Origin of the sequence: Companilactobacillus bobalius (genome assembly GCF_002179915.1) — a bacterium.
GTDB classification, from domain to species: Bacteria; Bacillota; Bacilli; order Lactobacillales; family Lactobacillaceae; genus Companilactobacillus; species Companilactobacillus bobalius.
Genome location: NZ_MYFM01000001.1, coordinates 11923 through 32162 on the forward strand (window position 1 = coordinate 11923; position 20240 = coordinate 32162).

Annotated in this window: 21 protein-coding genes; 14 read left to right on the plus strand and 7 right to left on the minus strand. The window is 34.4% G+C overall.

Annotation, left to right across the window (positions count from 1 at the left end; genetic code table 11):
• Positions 1-30: 30 nt before the first annotated feature.
• The gene (locus tag LKACC16343_RS00075) at positions 31-786 is read right to left on the minus strand and encodes a potassium channel family protein (RefSeq protein ID WP_056952935.1); all 756 of its coding nucleotides are present in this window, start codon (positions 784-786) and stop codon (positions 31-33) included.
• 124 nt (positions 787-910) lie between these two features.
• Between LKACC16343_RS00075 and LKACC16343_RS00080 the strand changes: the two genes are divergently transcribed.
• Positions 911-1693, plus strand: a complete 783-nt coding sequence (locus LKACC16343_RS00080) for a TraX family protein (protein ID WP_056952933.1) — start codon at positions 911-913, stop codon at positions 1691-1693.
• Here LKACC16343_RS00080 and LKACC16343_RS00085 read toward each other — a convergent pair.
• Together LKACC16343_RS00085 and LKACC16343_RS14215 are read right to left on the minus strand one after the other, a co-directional pair.
• Positions 1690-2025, minus strand: coding sequence for a hypothetical protein (locus LKACC16343_RS00085; protein WP_143444150.1), 336 nt, complete (start codon positions 2023-2025; stop codon positions 1690-1692). The two genes, LKACC16343_RS00080 and LKACC16343_RS00085, sit on opposite strands and share 4 nt — an antisense overlap.
• Positions 2026-2062: 37 nt before the next feature.
• Positions 2063-2212: a hypothetical protein gene (locus tag LKACC16343_RS14215; protein WP_156638759.1), complete on the minus strand. Its 150-nt coding sequence runs from the start codon at positions 2210-2212 to the stop codon at positions 2063-2065.
• Positions 2213-2414: 202 nt separating this feature from the next.
• Here LKACC16343_RS14215 and LKACC16343_RS00090 point away from each other — a divergent pair, with 202 nt between their 5' ends.
• Complete coding sequence (locus LKACC16343_RS00090; RefSeq protein WP_056952930.1) at positions 2415-4010, plus strand: ATP-binding cassette domain-containing protein; 1596 nt, start codon at positions 2415-2417, stop codon at positions 4008-4010.
• A gap of 556 nt (positions 4011-4566) precedes the next feature.
• Here LKACC16343_RS00090 and LKACC16343_RS00100 read toward each other — a convergent pair.
• A complete protein-coding gene (locus tag LKACC16343_RS00100; RefSeq protein ID WP_056952926.1) occupies positions 4567-4857 on the minus strand; it encodes a hypothetical protein in 291 nt (96 codons plus the stop codon).
• 145 nt (positions 4858-5002) lie between these two features.
• On the opposite strand from LKACC16343_RS00100, the gene LKACC16343_RS00105 reads away from it, so the two are divergent.
• A complete protein-coding gene (locus LKACC16343_RS00105) occupies positions 5003-5428 on the plus strand; it encodes a universal stress protein (RefSeq protein WP_056952924.1) in 426 nt (141 codons plus the stop codon).
• 133 nt (positions 5429-5561) lie between these two features.
• Here the strand turns inward: LKACC16343_RS00105 and LKACC16343_RS00110 are convergent, their stop codons facing one another.
• Together LKACC16343_RS00110 and LKACC16343_RS00115 are read right to left on the minus strand one after the other, a co-directional pair.
• Positions 5562-6080: a phosphatidylglycerophosphatase A family protein gene (locus LKACC16343_RS00110; protein WP_056952922.1), complete on the minus strand. Its 519-nt coding sequence runs from the start codon at positions 6078-6080 to the stop codon at positions 5562-5564.
• A 16-nt stretch (positions 6081-6096) separates the two neighbouring features.
• A complete protein-coding gene (locus tag LKACC16343_RS00115; protein WP_056952920.1) occupies positions 6097-6750 on the minus strand; it encodes an HD domain-containing protein in 654 nt (217 codons plus the stop codon).
• 125 nt (positions 6751-6875) lie between these two features.
• Between LKACC16343_RS00115 and LKACC16343_RS00120 the strand changes: the two genes are divergently transcribed.
• From LKACC16343_RS00120 to LKACC16343_RS00150, 7 genes are all read left to right on the plus strand, one after another.
• On the plus strand, positions 6876-7439 hold the full coding sequence (locus LKACC16343_RS00120) for a peroxiredoxin (RefSeq protein WP_056952918.1): 564 nt from the start codon (positions 6876-6878) through the stop codon (positions 7437-7439).
• 341 nt (positions 7440-7780) lie between these two features.
• Positions 7781-8524 carry a nicotinamide riboside transporter PnuC gene (gene pnuC / locus LKACC16343_RS00125; protein WP_056952915.1) on the plus strand — a complete coding sequence of 248 codons (744 nt, stop codon included), beginning with the start codon at positions 7781-7783 and terminating at the stop codon, positions 8522-8524.
• Between the two features lie 77 nt (positions 8525-8601).
• Positions 8602-9510 (plus strand): alpha/beta hydrolase, encoded by a 909-nt coding sequence (locus LKACC16343_RS00130; protein ID WP_056952914.1) that lies wholly within the window; start codon positions 8602-8604, stop codon positions 9508-9510.
• 96 nt (positions 9511-9606) lie between these two features.
• Entirely contained in the window at positions 9607-10104 is a 498-nt protein-coding gene (locus LKACC16343_RS00135; RefSeq protein ID WP_056952912.1) for an NUDIX domain-containing protein, read from the plus strand.
• A gap of 138 nt (positions 10105-10242) precedes the next feature.
• Positions 10243-11250: an ABC transporter ATP-binding protein gene (locus tag LKACC16343_RS00140; RefSeq protein WP_056952910.1), complete on the plus strand. Its 1008-nt coding sequence runs from the start codon at positions 10243-10245 to the stop codon at positions 11248-11250.
• A complete protein-coding gene (locus tag LKACC16343_RS00145) occupies positions 11243-12061 on the plus strand; it encodes an ABC transporter permease (RefSeq protein WP_056952908.1) in 819 nt (272 codons plus the stop codon). Before LKACC16343_RS00140 ends, LKACC16343_RS00145 begins: the two co-directional genes overlap by 8 nt.
• A gap of 1 nt (position 12062) precedes the next feature.
• The gene (locus LKACC16343_RS00150) at positions 12063-12848 is read left to right on the plus strand and encodes an ABC transporter permease (RefSeq protein WP_056952906.1); all 786 of its coding nucleotides are present in this window, start codon (positions 12063-12065) and stop codon (positions 12846-12848) included.
• Between the two features lie 44 nt (positions 12849-12892).
• On the opposite strand, the gene LKACC16343_RS00155 is transcribed toward LKACC16343_RS00150, so the two are convergent.
• The gene (locus tag LKACC16343_RS00155; RefSeq protein WP_056952904.1) at positions 12893-14203 is read right to left on the minus strand and encodes a PTS sugar transporter subunit IIC; all 1311 of its coding nucleotides are present in this window, start codon (positions 14201-14203) and stop codon (positions 12893-12895) included.
• Between the two features lie 110 nt (positions 14204-14313).
• Here LKACC16343_RS00155 and LKACC16343_RS00160 point away from each other — a divergent pair, with 110 nt between their 5' ends.
• From LKACC16343_RS00160 to LKACC16343_RS00175, 4 genes are all read left to right on the plus strand, one after another.
• The gene (locus tag LKACC16343_RS00160) at positions 14314-15120 is read left to right on the plus strand and encodes an AraC family transcriptional regulator (protein ID WP_056952902.1); all 807 of its coding nucleotides are present in this window, start codon (positions 14314-14316) and stop codon (positions 15118-15120) included.
• A 95-nt stretch (positions 15121-15215) separates the two neighbouring features.
• Complete coding sequence (locus LKACC16343_RS00165) at positions 15216-16655, plus strand: glycoside hydrolase family 1 protein (protein WP_256970537.1); 1440 nt, start codon at positions 15216-15218, stop codon at positions 16653-16655.
• Positions 16652-18646: a beta-galactosidase gene (locus tag LKACC16343_RS00170; protein WP_056952897.1), complete on the plus strand. Its 1995-nt coding sequence runs from the start codon at positions 16652-16654 to the stop codon at positions 18644-18646. The genes LKACC16343_RS00165 and LKACC16343_RS00170 overlap by 4 nt, the downstream gene beginning before the upstream one ends.
• Positions 18647-18942: 296 nt before the next feature.
• Positions 18943-19713, plus strand: coding sequence for an ABC transporter ATP-binding protein (locus LKACC16343_RS00175; RefSeq protein WP_056952895.1), 771 nt, complete (start codon positions 18943-18945; stop codon positions 19711-19713).
• Positions 19714-20240 lie beyond the last annotated feature (527 nt).

A 20240-nucleotide genomic window follows, 5' to 3' on the forward strand; every position in this document is an offset into this window, starting at 1 on the left:
AATGAATTTTTGATAAGAAAATTCATTCCTCTATTTTTTTTGTTTCTTTAGTTCATCAATTTCATGATGTAATTCATGATTTTCCTTTTCTATCTTGTCTAATTTAACTAAAATTTGATCCAGTTTATCATCACTTTTTTCGGAAGTCTCCTGAGTAAAGTAATTAGTGATTGTACTAGTGAGGGTTCCAATGAAGCCAATACCGATAATCATCAAGGAGACGGCCGAAATTCTACCGACGAGTGTAGTAGGAGCGACGTCACCATAACCGACTGTAGAAGCAGTTACAATGGCCCACCAAAATGAATTACTTAAGGAAACATTTTCAGCTAAAGAATAGGAAATAGCTGCTGTGACTAAGACGATTCCACAGATGATAATCAGGTAAATAAAACCATTGATCCGTAAGAATTTTTTTGCGTTCTTTTGCATCTTACCGGCCGTTCCGATAAAGCGAATCAATGTAAACACTTTAGCAAAACGAAGTACATTGACTACACGGAAGACTCGAAAGGCGTTGAATATAGTATTGAAAGGCAGAATTGCTAAGAGGTCGAGAATATTATGTCGAAAGAAATCTCCTTTGTCTTTAGCTAAATAGAGACGTCCAAAGTAATCGAAACAGAAGATCAAAAGTGTTGCGATGTCGATTTCAATATAGGGTGAGCGTGAGATATTAAAATGAGGGATATAGCTCAATACTAAAATAACAAGTGAAAATAGTCCTGCTAGAACAATGACAAAATAATATCCATTTGAATGTAAAAATTTATGAAACTTTTTCATGATCTCGGTTCATCTCCGTTTAGTCTTACTAATTTGTAATATAGCACTAACGGTTGTGTTAGGTGTATTTACAGGGAAAATAAATTTTTGGATAATGAAAATTATCAATTCAAGGAGATTATATATGCGACAATTCACACCCAGTATTACACACAAGGCGCTGAATCGAGATACATTCAAGTTTTTACTAATGGGGTTAATGGTTTTAGACCATATTAGTTATTTTATTTCACCCTACTTAGCAGATATTTTTCATATTATCACTAGAGTAGTGGCGGTTGGTTTTGCATATTTAGTGGTTGAGGGACTACATTATACGCATAGCCGCAGAGATTATCTGTTTCGCTTAGGTATTTGGGGTATTCTGATGGTCTTAGGAAACTACCTTATGAATCTATTTGTTTTACGAAAAGATTATGCAATGTCCATTACGGGAGACAACATTTTTCTAACACTCTTAGTCGGTGCAATTATTGTTTGTCTTTGGGATAACCATCAGGAACAAAAAAGGAAGCGACTATTGAGAGTCGTTTCTGTTATTTTGGTTGTGATAGGGATTATTCCTATTTTGGAAGGTAGCTTTATTATTTTCCCATTTATGCTGATAACGCAAATAACACATCAGAATATTAAACAAAGAAATTTAAGTTATTTAGCTTTGATGTTGGTTATGGCAGTTATTGAATTACCAATGGCACTGTCGATAGGAACGTCTGATCCATTGATGTTGTTTGACAGTGTTGCCATGAATGCTAGCGATACCTTCTTTATTCTGATTGTGCCACTATTAAGTTTTTACAGTGGAAAATTAGGTAAGTACGATAAACAACTAAAATATGTATTTTATTTGTTCTATCCATTGCATCTGTGGTTTATACACTTATTAGCTAGTCTGTTGTGTCGTTAATCGTTCCATTTAAAATCCTTATTATCTAAAAAGAGTGATCGTCCGAACTGATTTCCACCACAGAAAACAGTAACTGCGAGACCTTCTGAATACTTAGAAGGAGTTACGGCTTTAAAATCATCCAAATATGAGAGTGCCAATTGTTGAACTGATTCAATGATTTGGGCTCTTTTTTTATGTGAAAGAGTTTTGAATTCATCAGTAACATAGACTTCGATTTGATCATTTTTTAAGTAATTAATACGTTTAATGAAAGTTGACCAATAGATTTTTAGATTTCCAGATTTTTTAATAGTGGATTTGGAATCAGCTTTGAATTTGTGAATCGCCAATTTGGTTTTATCAGTTAGACATTTATTGAGTTTTTCATTAAATTTTTTTGATTTTATTGAAAAATTTTTCTGCGCGAAGTTCGTCATAGTGGTCAGTACCATTTGAAGCTGCCATTACTGGTGTAGCTAGATTTGTGAACGTTGAGATTGATAGAGCTATTAAAATGAGTAATAATCGTTTTTTCATATAATCTCCCGAAATATTTTGCTAAATTATAACCGATTCGTATACATCATGCTATTCAAAGATAATAATACTTGAATATTAAATTGATTTTAATTATTTTTAACTTAAAAGGATGCAATTTATAAATTGAATCATAATTTAATGTTAGTTTCGTTAGTGATACAATTATTAGAAATATTTTTATTTGAAGGGGAAAAATCTAATGAAAAAGTATGTTAATCGTTCATATTTTTGTTTAGCCATTATATTTAGTTTGTTAGCGGGGTTAGAAATACCATTCAATACAATCACTTATTCTTATATTTTCTACTTGATTAGCAAAAAATCGGTGAGTCTGATCATACCATCAGTGGCCTTGATTATTTTTGGTTATGCTGTTTTTGCAATCTTGGGATATACCAAGAGCGTAGTTGTGAATAAAAATATTTATTTGATAAATCGTAAACTGAAGAAAAATTTCCTGACAAGTAAGATGGCTAATGTCACAGAGGAACAGGAAGATTTTGAATCGGGGAACTTATCTTTCTTTTTAAATGATTTAAAGCTGTTAGAAGATAATTATTGGCGACAGATTTTTGCCTTACTGGGTTCAATTGCGATGACCATAGGAACCCTGGTATATGCACTCTACAGTAATGTTTATATCACCATTATCTTTTTATTATTTATGATCATACCGACCTTGGCTCCAAAATTGTTTACTAAGTCGATTCAAACAAGAACTGATACTTGGTCCCAAAATAATCAGATTTTGTCGGCGACAGTTAAAGATTTGCTACATGGAGCTTTACTATTACGCCGTTATAATGCAACTAGTGGTTTTTCAAAACGAATGAATCGTTCTATTTCTGAAATGGAATCTTCTAATGCCAGTTTGAAAAATCAGATTGCTTTATCTAATAATGTTATTGGGATGCTTTTCTCCACCTTTTCATATTTGCCTATTGGCTTGGGAATTTACTTTACTATTACTGGGAAAATAACCTTAGCTCAATTCGTGGCAATTCAATATTCATCATCGTGGATTCTAAATGGATTTAACCAGATTATCACTAGTTGGAATACTATCAGTAGTACAAAGAATATCCGTACAAAAATTGAACAGTTGAAGTTGGCTAAAGTTATTACACCAACTGATAAAACAATCGCAATGAATGAATTGTCAGTAAACGACGTCAGCTTTAATTATGATCAAAAACAAATTTTTCATGATGTATCATTTTCAGTAACCCATGATGAAAAAATTTTGATAGGTGGTAAATCAGGTATTGGTAAGTCAACTTTAATTCGAATGATTCTTCAAGAACTGCAACCAACCACTGGAAAATTTTTATTCAATAATCATTCTTACTCGCAAATCGATTCTTACAATAATTTCGGAATTGTAGGGCAGACGCCAATTATATTTGAAGATAGTCTCAAGGATAATATTACTTTGGGAGATAGTACTGCGGATGATCAAAAGGTTATTGCTGCTTTAAAGCAATCGGGATTGGAAGAATTTGCCAATGAAAAGTCGTTACAAATGAAGATTAATGAAAATGGACATAATTTTTCGGGAGGGCAACTAAAGAGAATCGAAATTGCTCGCGCACTGTACTTTAATCGTCAATTATTGTTGATTGATGAAGGAACGGCATCACTAGATCCTGAAACAGCAACTTCAATTCATGAGTCAATTCTGAATAATAAATCTTTAACCGTAATTGAGGTAGATCATCATATTCCGGCTGAAGTTAAAAAGCTCTATGATAAAGTTTATGAATTAAGTAGCACTGGTTTGGTACTACAAAATTAAAAGAACAGCCTCTATTAAGTATTCAAGATATGTCATCCTTTACTTGAATCTCTTAATAGAGGCTGTTTTTGCCTTACTAGAAAAAATTATTTTACAAGATTATGTATTACTAAATTCTTGTTCTTCATCCGAATGAACATTATTATGCTTATGTTTAATTTTCATCTGATTGGATGCGGACACTTGATGCACAGCAAAGCTACTATCATTCGTATGCTGGTTAACGATAAAAAAATCACAGATAATCATTGCTGAAGTGAAAAAGATGTTTAACCTAATTATCTTTTTTAGATGTTTTTTCAATTATTACTCCTAATCTTTTTTTATAGTGTATCCAAAAAAAGAAAGACAAGCTATTTTAGAGCTCAAAAAAAGGCACCGCCGAGGAGCAGTGCCGTTAAGTTAGAAGAATTATTCTATAGAAGGATTGTACTATTGAGAATATAATATTATTGCATATTTTGGGTTTCTTCCAACAAACTTATTATATTACAACTTATAGATAAAAGTACGTTTATATAAAAAATAAATAAAATAATAGATATTATACTTATAATCAGTAAAATTTTTGCGATGAATACTCTTCGCCAGCCTTATTTAGCATTTCTTGCCATGAGGAGAAGGTTGTTGTCATTTGAACTTGTTGTTCCCAAGATTCTTGGGATACTGTATATAGAGAAATACGGTTGGTTATGCCTAATTCCTTAAAGAAATCTTCAATACAAAAGAACTGTGTGTACTTTTCCATGAACTGATTAGAAAAGTAATGAGTGAATTGAATACTTTTCAAATCTTGTCGCAGTCTACATTCTTGTTTGATAATCTCCAGTCGTTGGTTAGTTTTCATAACAATAATCCCCTAAATTTACCATTATTTGTTTTGATTATAACAAATATCCAATATGTAAATAGGTCAAAAATGTCAATTATTCCTGAACTTGGTAAAATCTAGCTAAAGATATCAAGATATCTTGCTAGGAGGTGCTAAAATCATGTTTAATCGAATTCTTGTAGCTATTGATGGAAGTAAAAATTCGTACGATGCCTTGAGTGCTGCAATTGCCTTAACTAAACAATTTAATTCGAAATTATTTTTAGTTTCGGTCGTTAACACAGCTAATTTGCCAGTGAATGTAGGTGTTTCATACGCTCCTGGATTAACTCATGATCTAGAAGAAGGCGCTAAGTTCGATCTACAAAAGGCTGAAGATCTTGTGAAGAAAGCAGGTTTAGTCTGTCAGGTAGAACTTTTAAATGGCGAACCTCGTTCGGAACTAGCTCATTTTCCTAAGGATAAAACAATTGACTTAATCGTTATGGGTAAAACTGGCTTGAATGCATTGGAGCGTGCTTTTGTCGGATCAGTAACACGTTATGTTTCAGAACATTCTAAAACCAATGTCTTAATGGTTGATTAGGGTATTAAGACTGTACTTATTTTAGGTAATTAAAACAGCACTCATTCGGGAAATATTTGTTGCATTGAGATTCAAAATCATGCGCGTTATATTCCTAAATAAGTGCTGTATTTTTGTATTAAATGAGAATCGTTTACTGATTTAACATCTCTTGAACAGCCGATTCATTGTGTGCTAACCAGCCACAGGCACCAGCAGCGATAGCACCGACTAAATCATCCAAAAAGACATTAATTTTTCCAGTAGATTTGTCGTTCAACTTAGCTAAAATTCCGTGTTTTAATTTATCAACGTAACCATAATTAGTAACGGAAACAGAGCCATACAAACTAGCCAAAGTGATAGCCATATTTTCATCGATACCGTAAGTTGATTCGTCGGTACGCATGATACGTTGCATAGGTCCGGATAGAAGACCCTTTTCAGCTAGTACATCTAATTCGATTCCAGTCATGATAGCGTTTTGTGCTTCACGTTTATGTAGAACTTTTTTAATAGCATGAATAGCTATTTCAGTGTTTAAACCAGGAATATAATCCTTTTCCAAGAAAATAACGATTTCCGCAATATCATCCAATTGGACACCACGGTCGCTTAAGTTTCTGATGATATGATCAAAATATTCTTTGTCTTGTTCTTCAAATGATACCAAAATTAGAATCTCCTTATTATTTATTTGCGTCCCACTCGGCTTTGAATTCGTCTAGAAAATCGAGCATATATTGATGACGTCCCTGGGCAATTTTTTTAGCAGTAGGTGTGTTCATCATAGCAGTTAATTTCAACAGTTTCTCATAAAAGTGATTGATAATAGTTTCATCGTTTAAATTACGATATTCGGCTTTTGTCATTTTTTCACGTGGTTTGATAGCCGGATCATAGATGGTTTCGGAATTATTTCCTCCATAATAGACAGCTCTCACGATACCAATGGCACCGATAGCATCTAGTCGGTCCGAATCCTGCACAATTTGCCCTGCTAATGAGAGCTTAGGCGGATTGTCCAGTGACTTGCTGAATGACAGGTTGTGGGTAATATAGAGAATTTCGTTAATTTGTTCATCGGTCATTTCCAAACTCTTTAAGAAATTATGGATCTCTTTCTCCAATTTGTCTGGATCAGAGACCAGTTTATCGTCAGCTACGTCATGCAGGTAGGCCGCAGCCAATGTAATCAAATGATCAGCCGGTTCTTCCTTTAGAATTCGTTTAGCAGTCTTGATAACTCTTTGAATATGATCAAAATTATGCCCAGTCGTGTCCTGTTTCATCTTATTAAATGAATACTCACGAATGGCGTTTAGTTTTTCTTCGTCTGTCATTAAATCAATCCTTCTTCAAATGAATAACTATATTGTCACACAAAAGGGTTTGTATTTAAAATAATAGTCAATATTTGTTATTATATACATGTTTAAACATGTTCTTTGGCTAGGAGGATTTTATCGTGAATTATATTAATAAGGAATTACCTGAATTCAATGTTAATGCATATCAGGCTGGTGAATTAAAAACTGTTACTAAAAACGATTTGTTAGGAAAATGGTCAATCATCTTTTTCTATCCTGCCGATTTTTCGTTTGTTTGTCCCACAGAGTTAAGTGAGTTACAGGATTTATATGAAGAGTTTAAAGCTGCAGGAGCAGAAATCTATTCAGTTTCTGTTGATAGTCAGTACTCGCATATGTCTTGGGCTGAAACGACAAAGACTATTGGTAAGATTCGATATCCAATGTTGTCAGATCAAAAGCACGAATTAACAGATTTCTTCAATATGATCGATGAGACCAGTGGTCAAGATTATCGTGGTGTCTTTATCGCTGATCCAAAAGGAATTATCAAGTCGTACACTGTTAACGCTATGGGTGTAGGTAGAAATCCTAAAGAAATTTTACGAACTCTACAGGCGGCACAATTTGTTGAAGAACATGGTGATGATGTTTGTCCGGCAAATTGGCATCCTGGGGAAGGTACAATTAAACCAAGTGGAGATTTAGTTGGTAAAATTTAAATTTGTTATTTTAGGAAGACATTCAATATTTTGGATGTCTTTTTTATTTTATTACTCCGTTATAACTATATATAGTGATATGAAATTAGAAAAATCTATATCTTGTATCAAATGATAAATTCCTAATTTAGCAAGTGAGTTAAGCGCTTTACACCGATATGTCGTCAATATGCTCAAGAAACCATTTGCCAAATTTAGTCCAATTGGTGGTATGATTTTAGCTGTCGGTTAAATTGATATTTTTTAGAAATACGGTTTAAGGGATAAATAAAAATTGATCATTTCAAAATATAAATGCCACAATCATATATTTTGGCAATGGTCCAAGAGGAGAAGGATAAATGAGTATATTTAATCCAAAATGGTATGTTGAACAAATGAAACACTGGAGTTTCAAGAGTTACATGCTATTAATGTTTGGCTTGGGGGCCATCACTGCATCAACACTTTCACATTCTATTAATGCAATTGCTGTTTGGACATGGTTTGCGGCCGTTTTAGGTTTCACATGTACAGTTGCCATTACTAATGCAAAACCTTTAAATGGTGTTTTAGGATTAGTTTCAGCACTTATTTATATCTTTGTAGCTATTAATGCTAAGAACTTCTCTGATGTTGTTCTTCAATTAAGTTACATTATTTTGCTAGATATTCCTGTTCTAGTTAGTCCACAATGGGCTAAAGATGCTGAAAAGCATATCCATGGTCTAACCGCTATCAAGTGGCTTTGGACAGCACTATTCTTCTTTGCTTCATGGGGATTACTTTATTTGATGGATACACATCTATTCATTAGTCCACGTCCTGTAATTGATTCTGTAGCTGCTGCCATTGGATTCACAGGTGCACTTCTATGTACATTACGATTCCGTGAACAATATTACTTCTGGACAGTTCAAGGTATTATGTCAATCGTACTTTGGGGTGTTACTGCTACACAAGGTGACGCTAGTCCCGTTCTATTCTTGACATACATCATGTACTTCATGAATGATATGATTGCTTTCTTTGACTCACATATTCATTGGTTCCATAAAGATGCTACTGAAAACAGAGCTAAGAGTGAAGAAGTAGCTAACAATTAATCTGTTTTTTGTTGCATTCAAATTACCAATTAGATTATTATTGTTGAACATAGTAATCTAGAAGGGTAAATGAAACTGTGAAAAAATTTGTTAAAATTACTTTATCAGTCGTTATAGGCGTTACATTACTTACTGATGTAGCGGCTGGTGGATATATGTTTAATTATGCATTCAGTAAGAGTGGTTATAGTAGTCAGATAAAAGGTCACTTGAGTAAGAATAGCCAATGGTTTTTGAGACAGAAACCACAGATTTGGGAACAGACAACCAAGGACCATCTAAAATTGAAGGCTCGTTATTTACCAGCTGAGAAGGAAACCGCCAAAACAGTGGTTGTTGTCCATGGATTTGGTAGTGCTAGTAAATATATGGGATCGTATGTCAGAATGTTTCACAACGCTGGATATAACGTTTTGGCACCGGATAATCGTTCCTTTGGTATGAGTCAGGGTAACTATGCAGGATATGGTTGGAAGGATCGAACCGATGTGATGAATTGGATCAAACGACTTAATCAGAAGTTTGGCTCTGATTCACAGATTGGATTGTACGGTATCAGTATGGGTGCTGCTACAGTCATGTATACTTTGGGAGAACATCCCAAGAATGTTCGATTTGCCATAGCTGATTGCGGTTATTCTACTATTTCTGGTGAATTATCTTATCAATTAAAAGATATGTTTCATTTACCAAGCTTCCCAATTGTGCCCACAGCTAGTCTCTTTGCAGATTTCTTAGCAGGGTATAACTTCTATCAAGCTAGTACCAAAAATAGCTTGAAGAAGAATAAGGTGCCGTTATTCGTTATTCATGGTTCAAAGGATGACTTTGTACCGACGAAAAATGCTTATTTAAATTATGATTACACTAAGGGTCCCAAAAAACTTTGGATTGTTAAAGGTGCGAGTCATGCTAATTCATTAAGCAAGGCTGGACAACTTTACATCGATAAAACAACGGACTTTGCTAATAAATATTTCAACTAAAAATAGTCAGTAACTCGAAATGGGTTACTGGCTATTTGTGTTTTTATTCACATTTTTGGTATATGATGACATTATTAAATGAGGGTAGGTGATTGAATGCAAGAACAAGGTGATTTACGTTATTTTTTGAATCAAAAACAAAAATTTGATGTTCGAGCGGTATTAATCTTATTACATAAAGGTAAAGTCTTTGTTAGACGAGAAAATACGAAGCAGGACTTGTATATCCTACCTGGTGGAGCCGTTAAATTCAATGAAGAAAGTCAATCTGCTGCCGAGCGTGAAGCGTATGAAGAGCTGGGGTTAACTGATTTGAAACTGGAATTTGCAGGAATCTTGGAAAACTTCTGGAAATTGAAGAAAATCGATTATCAACAATTGAATTTGATCTATCGTCAAGAAGTCAACGATGAAATATATCATCAGTTACAACATTTGAATTACCGGAATTTTGATTTGCCACCTAATTCTGATTTGCAATGGGCAAGAGTTGACCAAATAGAAGATACTTTGCATCCAAAAGGGATTGTCAAAACTTGTTATCCTAAGGTTGAAATACAGCATTTGATCAATCATCAGAAATTTGGTTTCTAAAAAATGATTCGTTATTGATCTTGTTATCGGTAACGATTTTTTTTTGCAAAATTGAATTGACTATGAAAGGTTAGATGACTAATATTGAAAGTACGCTACTACAGTAAACGCTTACTATATTTAAAAGGGGGGATTTAGATGTCGATGATTGAAGTATCTAATTTAACAAAGGATTTTCGAAAAACTATTAAGTCACCAGGACTAGTAGGAGCCTTTAAATCATTGATTAAGCCAAAATACGAAACTTTTGAAGCCGTCAAAGATTTGAGCTTCGAGGTACCTAAGGGAGAAATTTTGGGCTTTATTGGTGCTAACGGTGCAGGTAAATCAACAACCATTAAGATGTTAACAGGAATCTTAACGCCGACTAGTGGATATTGCCGGATCAACGACAAAATCCCTCAAGAAGATCGTCAAAATTACGTTAAGGATATCGGAGTTGTCTTTGGTCAAAGAACTCAATTGTGGTGGGACTTGCCATTACGTGAAACATATTCAGTTTTAAAGGAAATCTATAATGTGCCTGATAAAGATTTTTATAAACGAATGGATTTTTTGAATGAAGTTTTGGATTTGAATGACTTCATCACTAGTCCAGTAAGAACTTTATCATTAGGACAACGTATGCGAGCTGATATTGCGGCCTCGTTATTACATAATCCTAAAGTTTTGTTCTTGGATGAACCAACAATTGGTTTGGATGTATCAGTTAAGGATAAGATCAGACATGCTATTGAACAAATCAATCAAGAAGAACAAACCACAATCATTTTGACGACACATGATTTAGGCGACATCGAATTATTATGCAATCGTGTCTTCATGATTGATCATGGACAAGAAGTTTTTGATGGAACAATCAAGCAATTGAAGAATCGTTTTGGACACATTAGAGAAATTGAGTTTGAATTGGTCAATGCGGAGGATGCGAACCGTCTAAACTTTTCTCAATTTGGTTCAGCTATTGAGTATTCGCAGAATGAAAAGAATGTTCGAGTTAAATTTGATAGTAGTAAAGTATCAGTTCCTGATGTTATCAGATTGACCTTGTCACAAGTTGACGTTCAAGATATCAGTGTTAAAGATGCAGATATAGAAGACATCGTTAGGAGGATTTTCCGAAAGGAGGCGGCCGAACATGACTAACTTCTTGAGAAAATATCGTCCCTTTGTATCAGCAGGTATCGAAGAGGCAATCGTTTATCGTGCTAACTTTATTTTGTTTGCATTAGGTAATACTTTAGGAGCATTTGTAACTTACTTTCTATGGAAGGCTGTCTTCCAATCGAGCACGAATTCAAGTTTAAATGGATTCACTTTTCCAGAGATGGTTTTATATATCTTTTTGAGCTTCTTTACCGGAATTCTCACCTCAAGTGATGGTTCTAGCAGTGTTGGAGACGAGGTTAAGGACGGTTCCATTGCAATGCGTATCCTCAAGCCAATCAGTTTTACGGCTAATTACTTTTATGAAGAAATTGGTAGCAAACTTATCGATGTTGGTGTATTAGCAGTGCCACTGTTTGGTGGAATTTTAATTTATCAAATCGTTGGTGAAGGGACACCAGTTCTTAATTTGGTTAATCTTTTATTGTACTTTTTCAGTGCAACAATTGCTTATCTAATTAATTTTTATTTTAATATTTGTTTCAGTTTCACCGTGTTCTTCTTTCGGAATCTGTGGGGTTCAAATGTTTTGAAAAATGCCTTGGTAATCTTTATGTCAGGATCACTGGTACCTTTGGCATTTTTCCCACCAGTACTACAAAATGTTCTGAAGCTATTGCCATTTTCATCGCTGTTGTACACGCCAGTAATGCTGTATCTTGGAAAGTATAGTGCACAGCAAACTGTTTCTGTATTGCTCTTACAAATCTTTTGGTTGATATTCTTTATTTTTTTAGCAAAAATTGTTTGGCATTTTGCTATCAAACACTTGAGTATCCAGGGAGGTTAATATGAGAAGAGTCCTACATTTAGAAAAAATCTTTATTTCACAATATTTAAAGCAAACGATGGAATATAAAGCTGACTTCATCGTTGGTGTATTAGGAGTTTTACTCAATCAAATTTTGAATTTGATCTTTTTACAAGTTATTTTCAGTCAGGTACCAAAGTTGGCTGGTTGGAGTTTACAACAGATTGTTTTTATCTACGGATTCGCCTTGATTCCTAAAGGATTAGATCATCTTTTCTTTGATAATCTCTGGATTGTTGGTCAAAAATTAGTTAGAAAAGGTGAATTTGATAAGTATTTAACACGTCCTATCAATCCGTTATTTCACGTTTTGGTTGAAACTTTTCAAGTTGATGCTTTTGGAGAATTATTAGTTGGCGTTATTTTACTAGTCATGTCATCGGCCACAGTTCATTGGACCTTGTTAAAAGTAATCCTATTTGTCGTTTCAATTCCATTTGCTACGGCTATTTATACAGCTCTAAAGATTGGTACATCGGCTGCGGCTTTTTGGATGAAGAAGAGTAATACTATCACTTACTTGTTTTACATGTTTAATGATTTTGCTAAGTATCCTGTCAGTATCTTCAACCATTTGATTCGTTGGATCATTTCATTTGTTATTCCATTTGCTTTCACAGCTTTTTATCCGGCTAGTTACTTCTTAACTGGAAAGAATGTGCTGTTCAATTTAGGTGGATTAGTGGTTATCTCAGTTGTCTTCTTGTTCATCTCTATTAAGATTTGGGACAAAGGAATTTCATCTTATGAAAGTGCGGGATCATAAAAAAGAACTTCCTTTCGCTATTAAACGATTGGAAGTTCTTTTCTTTATGCGTTTTGTGTTTGACCACTGATACTTTTAACTGACAAAGTATCATCACTGACTTTTTCTTCAGTTTCCATAGCTTCAACATGTTCTTGTTTATAAGCTGCTCTATCAAGAACTTTAAAGAATGGAAGGTAAACCGCAATAGCAATAACTAACTCAATTAATTGCCATACTGGAGCACGCCAGTCACCACCAGTAATTAAGTAACCGTTGATAAAAATTGGTGTTGTCCATGGAACTTGGGCGATAACCATACCAATAATATGAGCTTTCATTAAGAAGTATGTGATACCTTGCAAAACCATTGGAATCAAAATAAATGGAATTGATAATGTTGGGTTTAAAACAACGGGAAAACCAAACATAATAGGTTCACTAATTTCAAAGACTGAAGGGATAGCACCTAGTCTAGCAAGTTGTTTGTAACGTTTACTTTTAGCAAACAATAAACAACAGATAACTAAGGCAAGGATGGCACCAGTACCACCAATGTTCATACCAAAATCAAGGAATCCGTCTGCAGTAATGTGTGTGGGAGCAATGCCTTTAGAAACGTCCTTAATATTTGCCATTAGGAAGTAAGTATAGATAGGTGAGGCTACAGCACCTAAGACGTTGTTTCCATGAATACCGACAGTCCAAAGAATTAAGGTTAAGAATAACGCAAATTCAACACCCCAGAAACTATTTAAACCTCCAACTAGTGGGGAGAAGATTGCTTGAATAACGGCATTGATTTTAATATTGAAGAGAACTCTGATAATCCAGAAAAATCCTAAAGAAGCACATGCCGGAATTAAAGCCACAAATGAACTGGCAACTGCTGGTGGAACAGAATCTGGCAAAGTAATGACAATGTGTTTTCTAATGAAGAAAGCTACAATTTCACTAGAGATAATTGAAACAATAATTGCAGTAAACATACCATCTGATCCTAAGGTTGAAGGATCAATTTGAAATTTATCATTCAACATACAAAGTAGAAATGCTGAAACACCAATAGCTGTACCAGATAATGTATCAACTTTATTTAACTTAGCCATCTCATGACTCATACCAATAGCCACAATGACGGCTAAGATACCAAAAGTAATGCTAACGGCTGATTGTAATTTTGCTTGATAGGGCGCAACTAATTGTGTCCATCCTGGAATTGGTAAATTTGCTAAAATCATAAAAATACTACCAAAAATCGTAAATGGAACAGTGATAATCATCCCATCACGTAATGCCAACATATATTTCATATTACTGAATTTTGCTAATGCTGGACTAAAACTATTTCGAAACCAATTTGTAATCGCTTTCATAAGTAAAATCTCATTTCCTTTCCGTTTGATTACCTTTAATCTAGCATATGGAAATGATATTGTAATTAAAGATAATGCCAGCTAAATATAACATATTGAAGATGGACTAAGTGAGATACAGTTTCAAAGCAAAGGACAGATCATTGCCATTATATGTAGATAGTATTGGTTATAAATGGCGACAAGAGAATGTGTCTAGACCGAAAGGATATAATTATGTTCATTGGTTACAAACATATTCGGGTACAGGAATAGTAAATATTGAAGGTAGAACAATAGAATTGAAAGAAAATCAGGGTATTTTGATAAATCAAGATATTCCTCATTCGTATCATTCTAAAAGCGGTCTCTGGATTACAGATTATTTCTCATTTGGTGGTTTATTAATTTCAGAAATAACCAAAGTGTTAGGATTCCAAGACTATCTCTATATTGAATCTCCAGAAGATAAATTAAGAGATTTTATTGAAGTCCATCACAAAGAATTTAAAGAAAATAATCGTTTGGATATTTATGAATCATCGACATTGGTCTATGAATTCATGCTTTTGATAAAAAAATATTGTGTTGTTAATCCTCATAACTATCAGTTGAATAAGAAAATCATAGATCCGATTTTACAATTGATTCGTAATTCATATCAACAGGATTTAAATAATGATGATTTTGTTAAACTAACTAATTATAGCTTGCAATATATTTTGGAAGCTTTCAGAACTAATTATGGCAGTTCGCCACATCAAATTTTAATTGATTATCGTATCAAAAAGGCTAAAGAATTGTTATTGAATGAACCAGAACTTTCAATTGACGAGATTGGACAGAAAGTTGGTTTTAATACTAATAGCTATTTTATCTCAATGTTTAAACGTGGTGAGAAGGTTACTCCGGGAAAGTTTCGTGGATTATATAAGTAGTTTCAATATCTGATACTTTTGTACTATTCTCCTTAATTACTAAGCACAATATCTGTGGTAAATTGATTCATAATTAAACAAAAGGAGAAATGACTATGAAATTTCCTGAACATTTCTTGTGGGGTGCGGCTTCGGCAGCTTATCAAGTCGAAGGTGCCTATAATACTGATGGCAAAGGTCCATCAATTTGGGATGAATTCTCGAAAATTCCGGGTAAAACTAAGCATAATACTAATGGTCAAATTGCAGTTGATTTTTATCATCATTATAAAGAAGATATTGTTCTGATGGCAGAAATGGGACTTAAGGCCTATCGTTTTAGTGTTTCTTGGAGTCGTATTTTACCCAATGGTGAAGGTGAAGTTAATCAAGAAGGATTAGATTTTTACGAAAAGGTGATTGATGAACTTCAAAAACATCAGATTGAACCTATCTTAACGTTGTATCATTGGGATCTTCCAGAAGTCCTCCAAACTAAATACGGTGGTTGGGAAAGCCGTCATACAATCGATGCTTTTGTGGAATATTGTCGAATACTTTTTGATAAATTTGGAACCAAAGTTAAATATTGGATTACTTTTAATGAACAGAATGTATTCACGTCATTAGGCTATCGTTGGGCTTCTCATCCACCCAATGTTTCAGACTCTAAAAGAATGTTCCAGGCTAATCATATTGTCAATTTAGCAAATGCTAAAGCTATTCAACTATTCCATCAGGTGGTCCCTCAAGGTAAGATTGGCCCTAGTTTTGGCTATGGGGAAGTTTATCCATTGACCAGTTCCCCTGCAGATGTCTTGGCTGCCGTTGATGCTAATCAATTTAACAATGATTGGTGGTTAGATGTTTATTGTCGGGGCGAATATCTAGAAAGAATTATGCGCTTGTTAAAGCAGATGCATATAGCACCAGACGTGACTATTGAGGATAAAAAAGTTTTGCAAACAGGTAAACCTGATTTTCTTGGAATTAATTATTATCACGGAGGGACGGTCAAGGCACCTGATACTGAAAAGGTTATTACAGGAAAGAATTTTGATAAAATTGATCCTTATTTGATGGCCGGAGATGCACAAAGTAATACTCCTGAATCACAGTTATTTCAATCGGTTGAAAATCCCTATCTAGATAAAACCAATTGGGGCTGGGAAATTGATCCAATTGGTTTTAGAATTGCTTTGAGACAGGTTTATGAGAAATACCGTTTACCACTCATTATTACTGAGAACGGTTTAGGGGCTTTCGATAAATTAGAAGGTGGTCAAGTAGATGATCAATATCGAATTGACTATTTAAATGATCACTTGGTACAAGTTGGAAAAGCTATTTCTGACGGAGTACCAGTGTTTGGTTTCTGTGCTTGGTCATTTACTGATTTGTTGAGTTGGATAAATGGTTACGATAAGCGTTATGGATTCGTCTATATCGATCGAGATGACTATTCTCCTAAATCATTGTTGAGAATTAAGAAAAAGAGCTTTAACTGGTATCAAAGAATAATCGAAACCAATGGTGGAAAGTTAGAGGTAAGATGATGTCAATTTTGTACGGTGGTGACTATAATCCTGAGCAATGGCCTGAAAATACTTGGCAAGACGACTGGGACAAATTGAAACAAGCACGTGTTAATTCAGCGACAATTAATGTTTTCTCGTGGTCTTTGTTAGAACCAGAGGAAGACGTCTTTAACTTTGATAAATTAGATAAAATTGTTGCACTATTAGAAAAGAACAATATAAAAATTGTTATGGCAACTTCTACAGCGGCATTACCATTTTGGATGACTAAAAAGTATCCGGAAATCAATCGTGTAGATGATTATGGAAGACGTCAAGTTGGTGGAAAACGTGAGAACGCTTGTCCTAATAGTCCTGAATTTCAACGTTTGGCCAGTCAATTGGTTGAAAAAGTAGCGCAACGTTATGCTTCAGTTAAGAATATTACGCACTGGCATATTTCGAATGAATACAATGGTTATTGTTACTGTGAGAATTGTACGAAGGCTTTTAGAGAATGGTTGAAATATGAGTATGATAATGATTTGGATAAAATCAATCAAGCTTGGGGAACGAATGTCTGGAGTCATACTTATCATAAGTGGGATGAAATTGTACCTCCAATGAGGATTGGTGATACATACGATAATGGGAAACCAGTAATGTCAGGATTAGATATGGCTTATCGTAGATTTCAATCCGACAGTCTTTTGAATAATTTTAAGATGGAACGAGACATCATTAGAAAATATGACCGACGTCCGGTAACAACCAACCTAATGGGTTCACAAAAAGATTTGGACTACTTCAAATGGGCTAAAGAAATGGATGTTGCTTCTTGGGATAACTATCCTAGTTTTGATACGCCAGCTGGTTATACTGCTATGCAACACGACTTAATGCGTGGGGTCAAAGATCAACCATTTATGTTAATGGAACAGACACCTAGTCAACAGAATTGGCAGCCATTTAATTCTCTGAAAGCACCCAATCAGATGCGGATGCTCAGTTATCAAGCAATGGCTCATGGAGCCAAAACCGTTCAATTTTTCCAATTGAAACAGGCTCGTAATGGTTCAGAAAAATTGCATAGTGCTATGATTTCACACGCTGAATCAACCCATACACGTGTTTTTGGTGAATTAAAGAAGCTAGGTAACGAATTGAGTCAATTACCTGAAGATTTGGAAAATTCACGTAATCAATCGAAGGTTGGAATAATTTTTGATTGGAATAGTTACTGGGGGCTAGAAGATTGCATGGGGCCAACGACTAATTTAGATTATGTTCAAGAAGTTTATGACTACTATAGAGCCTTTTACGATCGTAAGATTGGCGTTGATATAATTTCCAAAGAAACAGATTTGGAAAAGTATCAAGTCGTTGTTGCGCCAAGTATGTATATCAATTCGCCAAAAATGACTACTAAGATTGAAAAGTTTGTTCAAGATGGTGGTATTTTTGTCACTGATTACATGTCTGGTTTAGCTGATAAAGACGATAATGTTTATCTCGGTGGTTATCCTGGACTTTTAAAGAATGTTTTAGGATTAAAGTATGAAGAAACTGATGCTTTACCATTTGATCAGACGCATGATTTGGTATTCGACGGCAAAGTTATTGGAAAAGGTAGCTTAGTTTGTGATTTGGTTCAACCACAAACAGCAGAGTCACTAGCTCATTATAGTGATGAAGTCTTCTATCAAAAAAATTCTGTTTTAACGAAGAATCATTTTGGAAAAGGTTTTGCTTACTATGCGGGCAGTAGATTGAATGATCAGGCTATGGACTTTTTTATGAAGGACATTTTGCAACAGGCTCAGATCAAAGCAGATGAGACAAAAACTGGCGTTGAGATTATCACTAGAACGGGTAAGACAGCCCGCTATACTTTTGTTATTAATACTGATGGTAAGGCTAAACAAATTAGAAATCCTTATCCCAATAGTAAAGATTTGTTAACACAAACGATGACAACTAAGGAAATTGATTTGAAGCCTTATGATGTATTGATTTTGGAAAATAAATAAAATGAAAATTCCACAACTTGAAAAATAGCTGTGGAATTTTTTATATTTCCATAATGTGAAAAAGATTAAAACAATTAGTTTTATTTTAATTAAGATGTTGTTTTACTGAATTTTAATCATATAATTAGACCATAAGTAGAGATGTGACGATATACAAAGGCGTTATGTCAATTAGGAGGATATATGTATGTCAATGATTGCGGTGAAGAGTAAATTATATTCAAAGAATGTATTTGGTGATAAAGAATAATAAGAGTCACCCATACATTTGAAAAAATAGTAAACGGGTGATATAAGTGTCTTCAGTTCTCTCAGTAAAAAAATTACGTAAAGTTTTTGAATCAAATGGAAAAGAATTTGACGCGGTAGATGATATTAGTTTTGATGTTCATGCTGGTGAAATCGTTTCTTTATTGGGCCCCAATGGTGCTGGTAAAACGACTACTGTTTCTATGATTGGTGGTTATCTATTACCTACTAGCGGTGAAGTTGTAATTAATGGAAAAAACAGATATAAAAATAAAATTAAGCCCAAAGTAGGTGTCGTCTTAGGCGGAGAATTAGGTTTTTACGGAAGAGCTACGGCATTGGATAATTTATTATTCTTTGCTGATTTGGCTAGAGTTCCACGTCGGCAACAACGACAAGAAGCATTAAGAGTATTAGATTTAGTTGAATTAACTGATGTGGCAAATAAAAAGGTACAATTTTTTTCAAAAGGGATGAAGCAAAGGTTGCATATAGCTAGAGCCTTACTTGGAAATCCGCCACTATTGCTTTTAGATGAACCTACTAGTGGATTAGATGTAGAAATTTCAACTGAGATTCGTAAGATAATCAAACAATTGGCAGATCAGGGTGCTGCAATTTTGTTAACTAGTCATACTATGAGTGAAATTGAATCGTTAGCTGACAGAATATTATTAATTGGTGCTGGTAAAATATTTACTTCGGGGACTGTGGCAGAGATTATTAAACAATCTGATGTGCACCATATTGATCGTCCTGCGACTTTGGAGGAATCATATTTGGCAATTGCTCCGCAACTTAGGAGGTCTGAACAATGAGATTTCTTAGATTATTTTGTTTTCATTTGAAAATCTATGCATCAAATCAATATTTTCTTTGGTTGACAATTTCAAGTACGATATCGCTTTTCTTATTACAGTTCATAGTAGCTTATGCGACTAAGCAATTGAATGATACTAGTCTGTGGATAAGAAGTGGCATATTCGGATTGTGGTCATCTGCTACGACGTCTGCCGGATGTATAGGGTTTCAAAGGTTCCAGGGGACCTTGCCATATTTAACTAATACAAGGATAGATGATCGGATCTCTTTAATGGCATTATTATTACCGGCATCAAGTTTTGGACTGCTGTCTTTTCCGGTTTCGTATCTCCTTGCAGTCTTATTAGGTGTGTCGCATTCGAATGTGTCTATGCGATTAGTCCTATTAGTAGGTACGTTGTGGTTGGCCGCTTCGTTAATGGATTTCTTGATTGCAGGACTTTTTCTTCTAACTACTAATGCCATTGTGTACGAAGAATTGATTACAATTCCGTTGTTACTTTTGTCAGGATTATTTTCTTCA

Excerpts from the sequence above, each read along its gene's own strand:
- LKACC16343_RS00075 (WP_056952935.1), bottom strand. The coding sequence starts at position 786 with ATGAAAAAGTTTCATAAATTTTTACATTCAAATGGATATTATTTTGTC.
- LKACC16343_RS00080 (WP_056952933.1), top strand. The coding sequence starts at position 911 with ATGCGACAATTCACACCCAGTATTACACACAAGGCGCTGAATCGAGAT.
- LKACC16343_RS14215 (WP_156638759.1), bottom strand. The coding sequence starts at position 2,212 with ATGAAAAAACGATTATTACTCATTTTAATAGCTCTATCAATCTCAACG.
- LKACC16343_RS00090 (WP_056952930.1), top strand. The coding sequence starts at position 2,415 with ATGAAAAAGTATGTTAATCGTTCATATTTTTGTTTAGCCATTATATTT.
- LKACC16343_RS00100 (WP_056952926.1), bottom strand. The coding sequence starts at position 4,857 with ATGAAAACTAACCAACGACTGGAGATTATCAAACAAGAATGTAGACTG.
- LKACC16343_RS00105 (WP_056952924.1), top strand. The coding sequence starts at position 5,003 with ATGTTTAATCGAATTCTTGTAGCTATTGATGGAAGTAAAAATTCGTAC.
- LKACC16343_RS00115 (WP_056952920.1), bottom strand. The coding sequence starts at position 6,750 with ATGACAGACGAAGAAAAACTAAACGCCATTCGTGAGTATTCATTTAAT.
- pnuC (WP_056952915.1), top strand. The coding sequence starts at position 7,781 with ATGAGTATATTTAATCCAAAATGGTATGTTGAACAAATGAAACACTGG.
- LKACC16343_RS00135 (WP_056952912.1), top strand. The coding sequence starts at position 9,607 with ATGCAAGAACAAGGTGATTTACGTTATTTTTTGAATCAAAAACAAAAA.
- LKACC16343_RS00140 (WP_056952910.1), top strand. The coding sequence starts at position 10,243 with ATGTCGATGATTGAAGTATCTAATTTAACAAAGGATTTTCGAAAAACT.
- LKACC16343_RS00145 (WP_056952908.1), top strand. The coding sequence starts at position 11,243 with ATGACTAACTTCTTGAGAAAATATCGTCCCTTTGTATCAGCAGGTATC.
- LKACC16343_RS00150 (WP_056952906.1), top strand. The coding sequence starts at position 12,063 with ATGAGAAGAGTCCTACATTTAGAAAAAATCTTTATTTCACAATATTTA.
- LKACC16343_RS00155 (WP_056952904.1), bottom strand. The coding sequence starts at position 14,203 with ATGAAAGCGATTACAAATTGGTTTCGAAATAGTTTTAGTCCAGCATTA.
- LKACC16343_RS00165 (WP_256970537.1), top strand. The coding sequence starts at position 15,216 with ATGAAATTTCCTGAACATTTCTTGTGGGGTGCGGCTTCGGCAGCTTAT.
- LKACC16343_RS00170 (WP_056952897.1), top strand. The coding sequence starts at position 16,652 with ATGATGTCAATTTTGTACGGTGGTGACTATAATCCTGAGCAATGGCCT.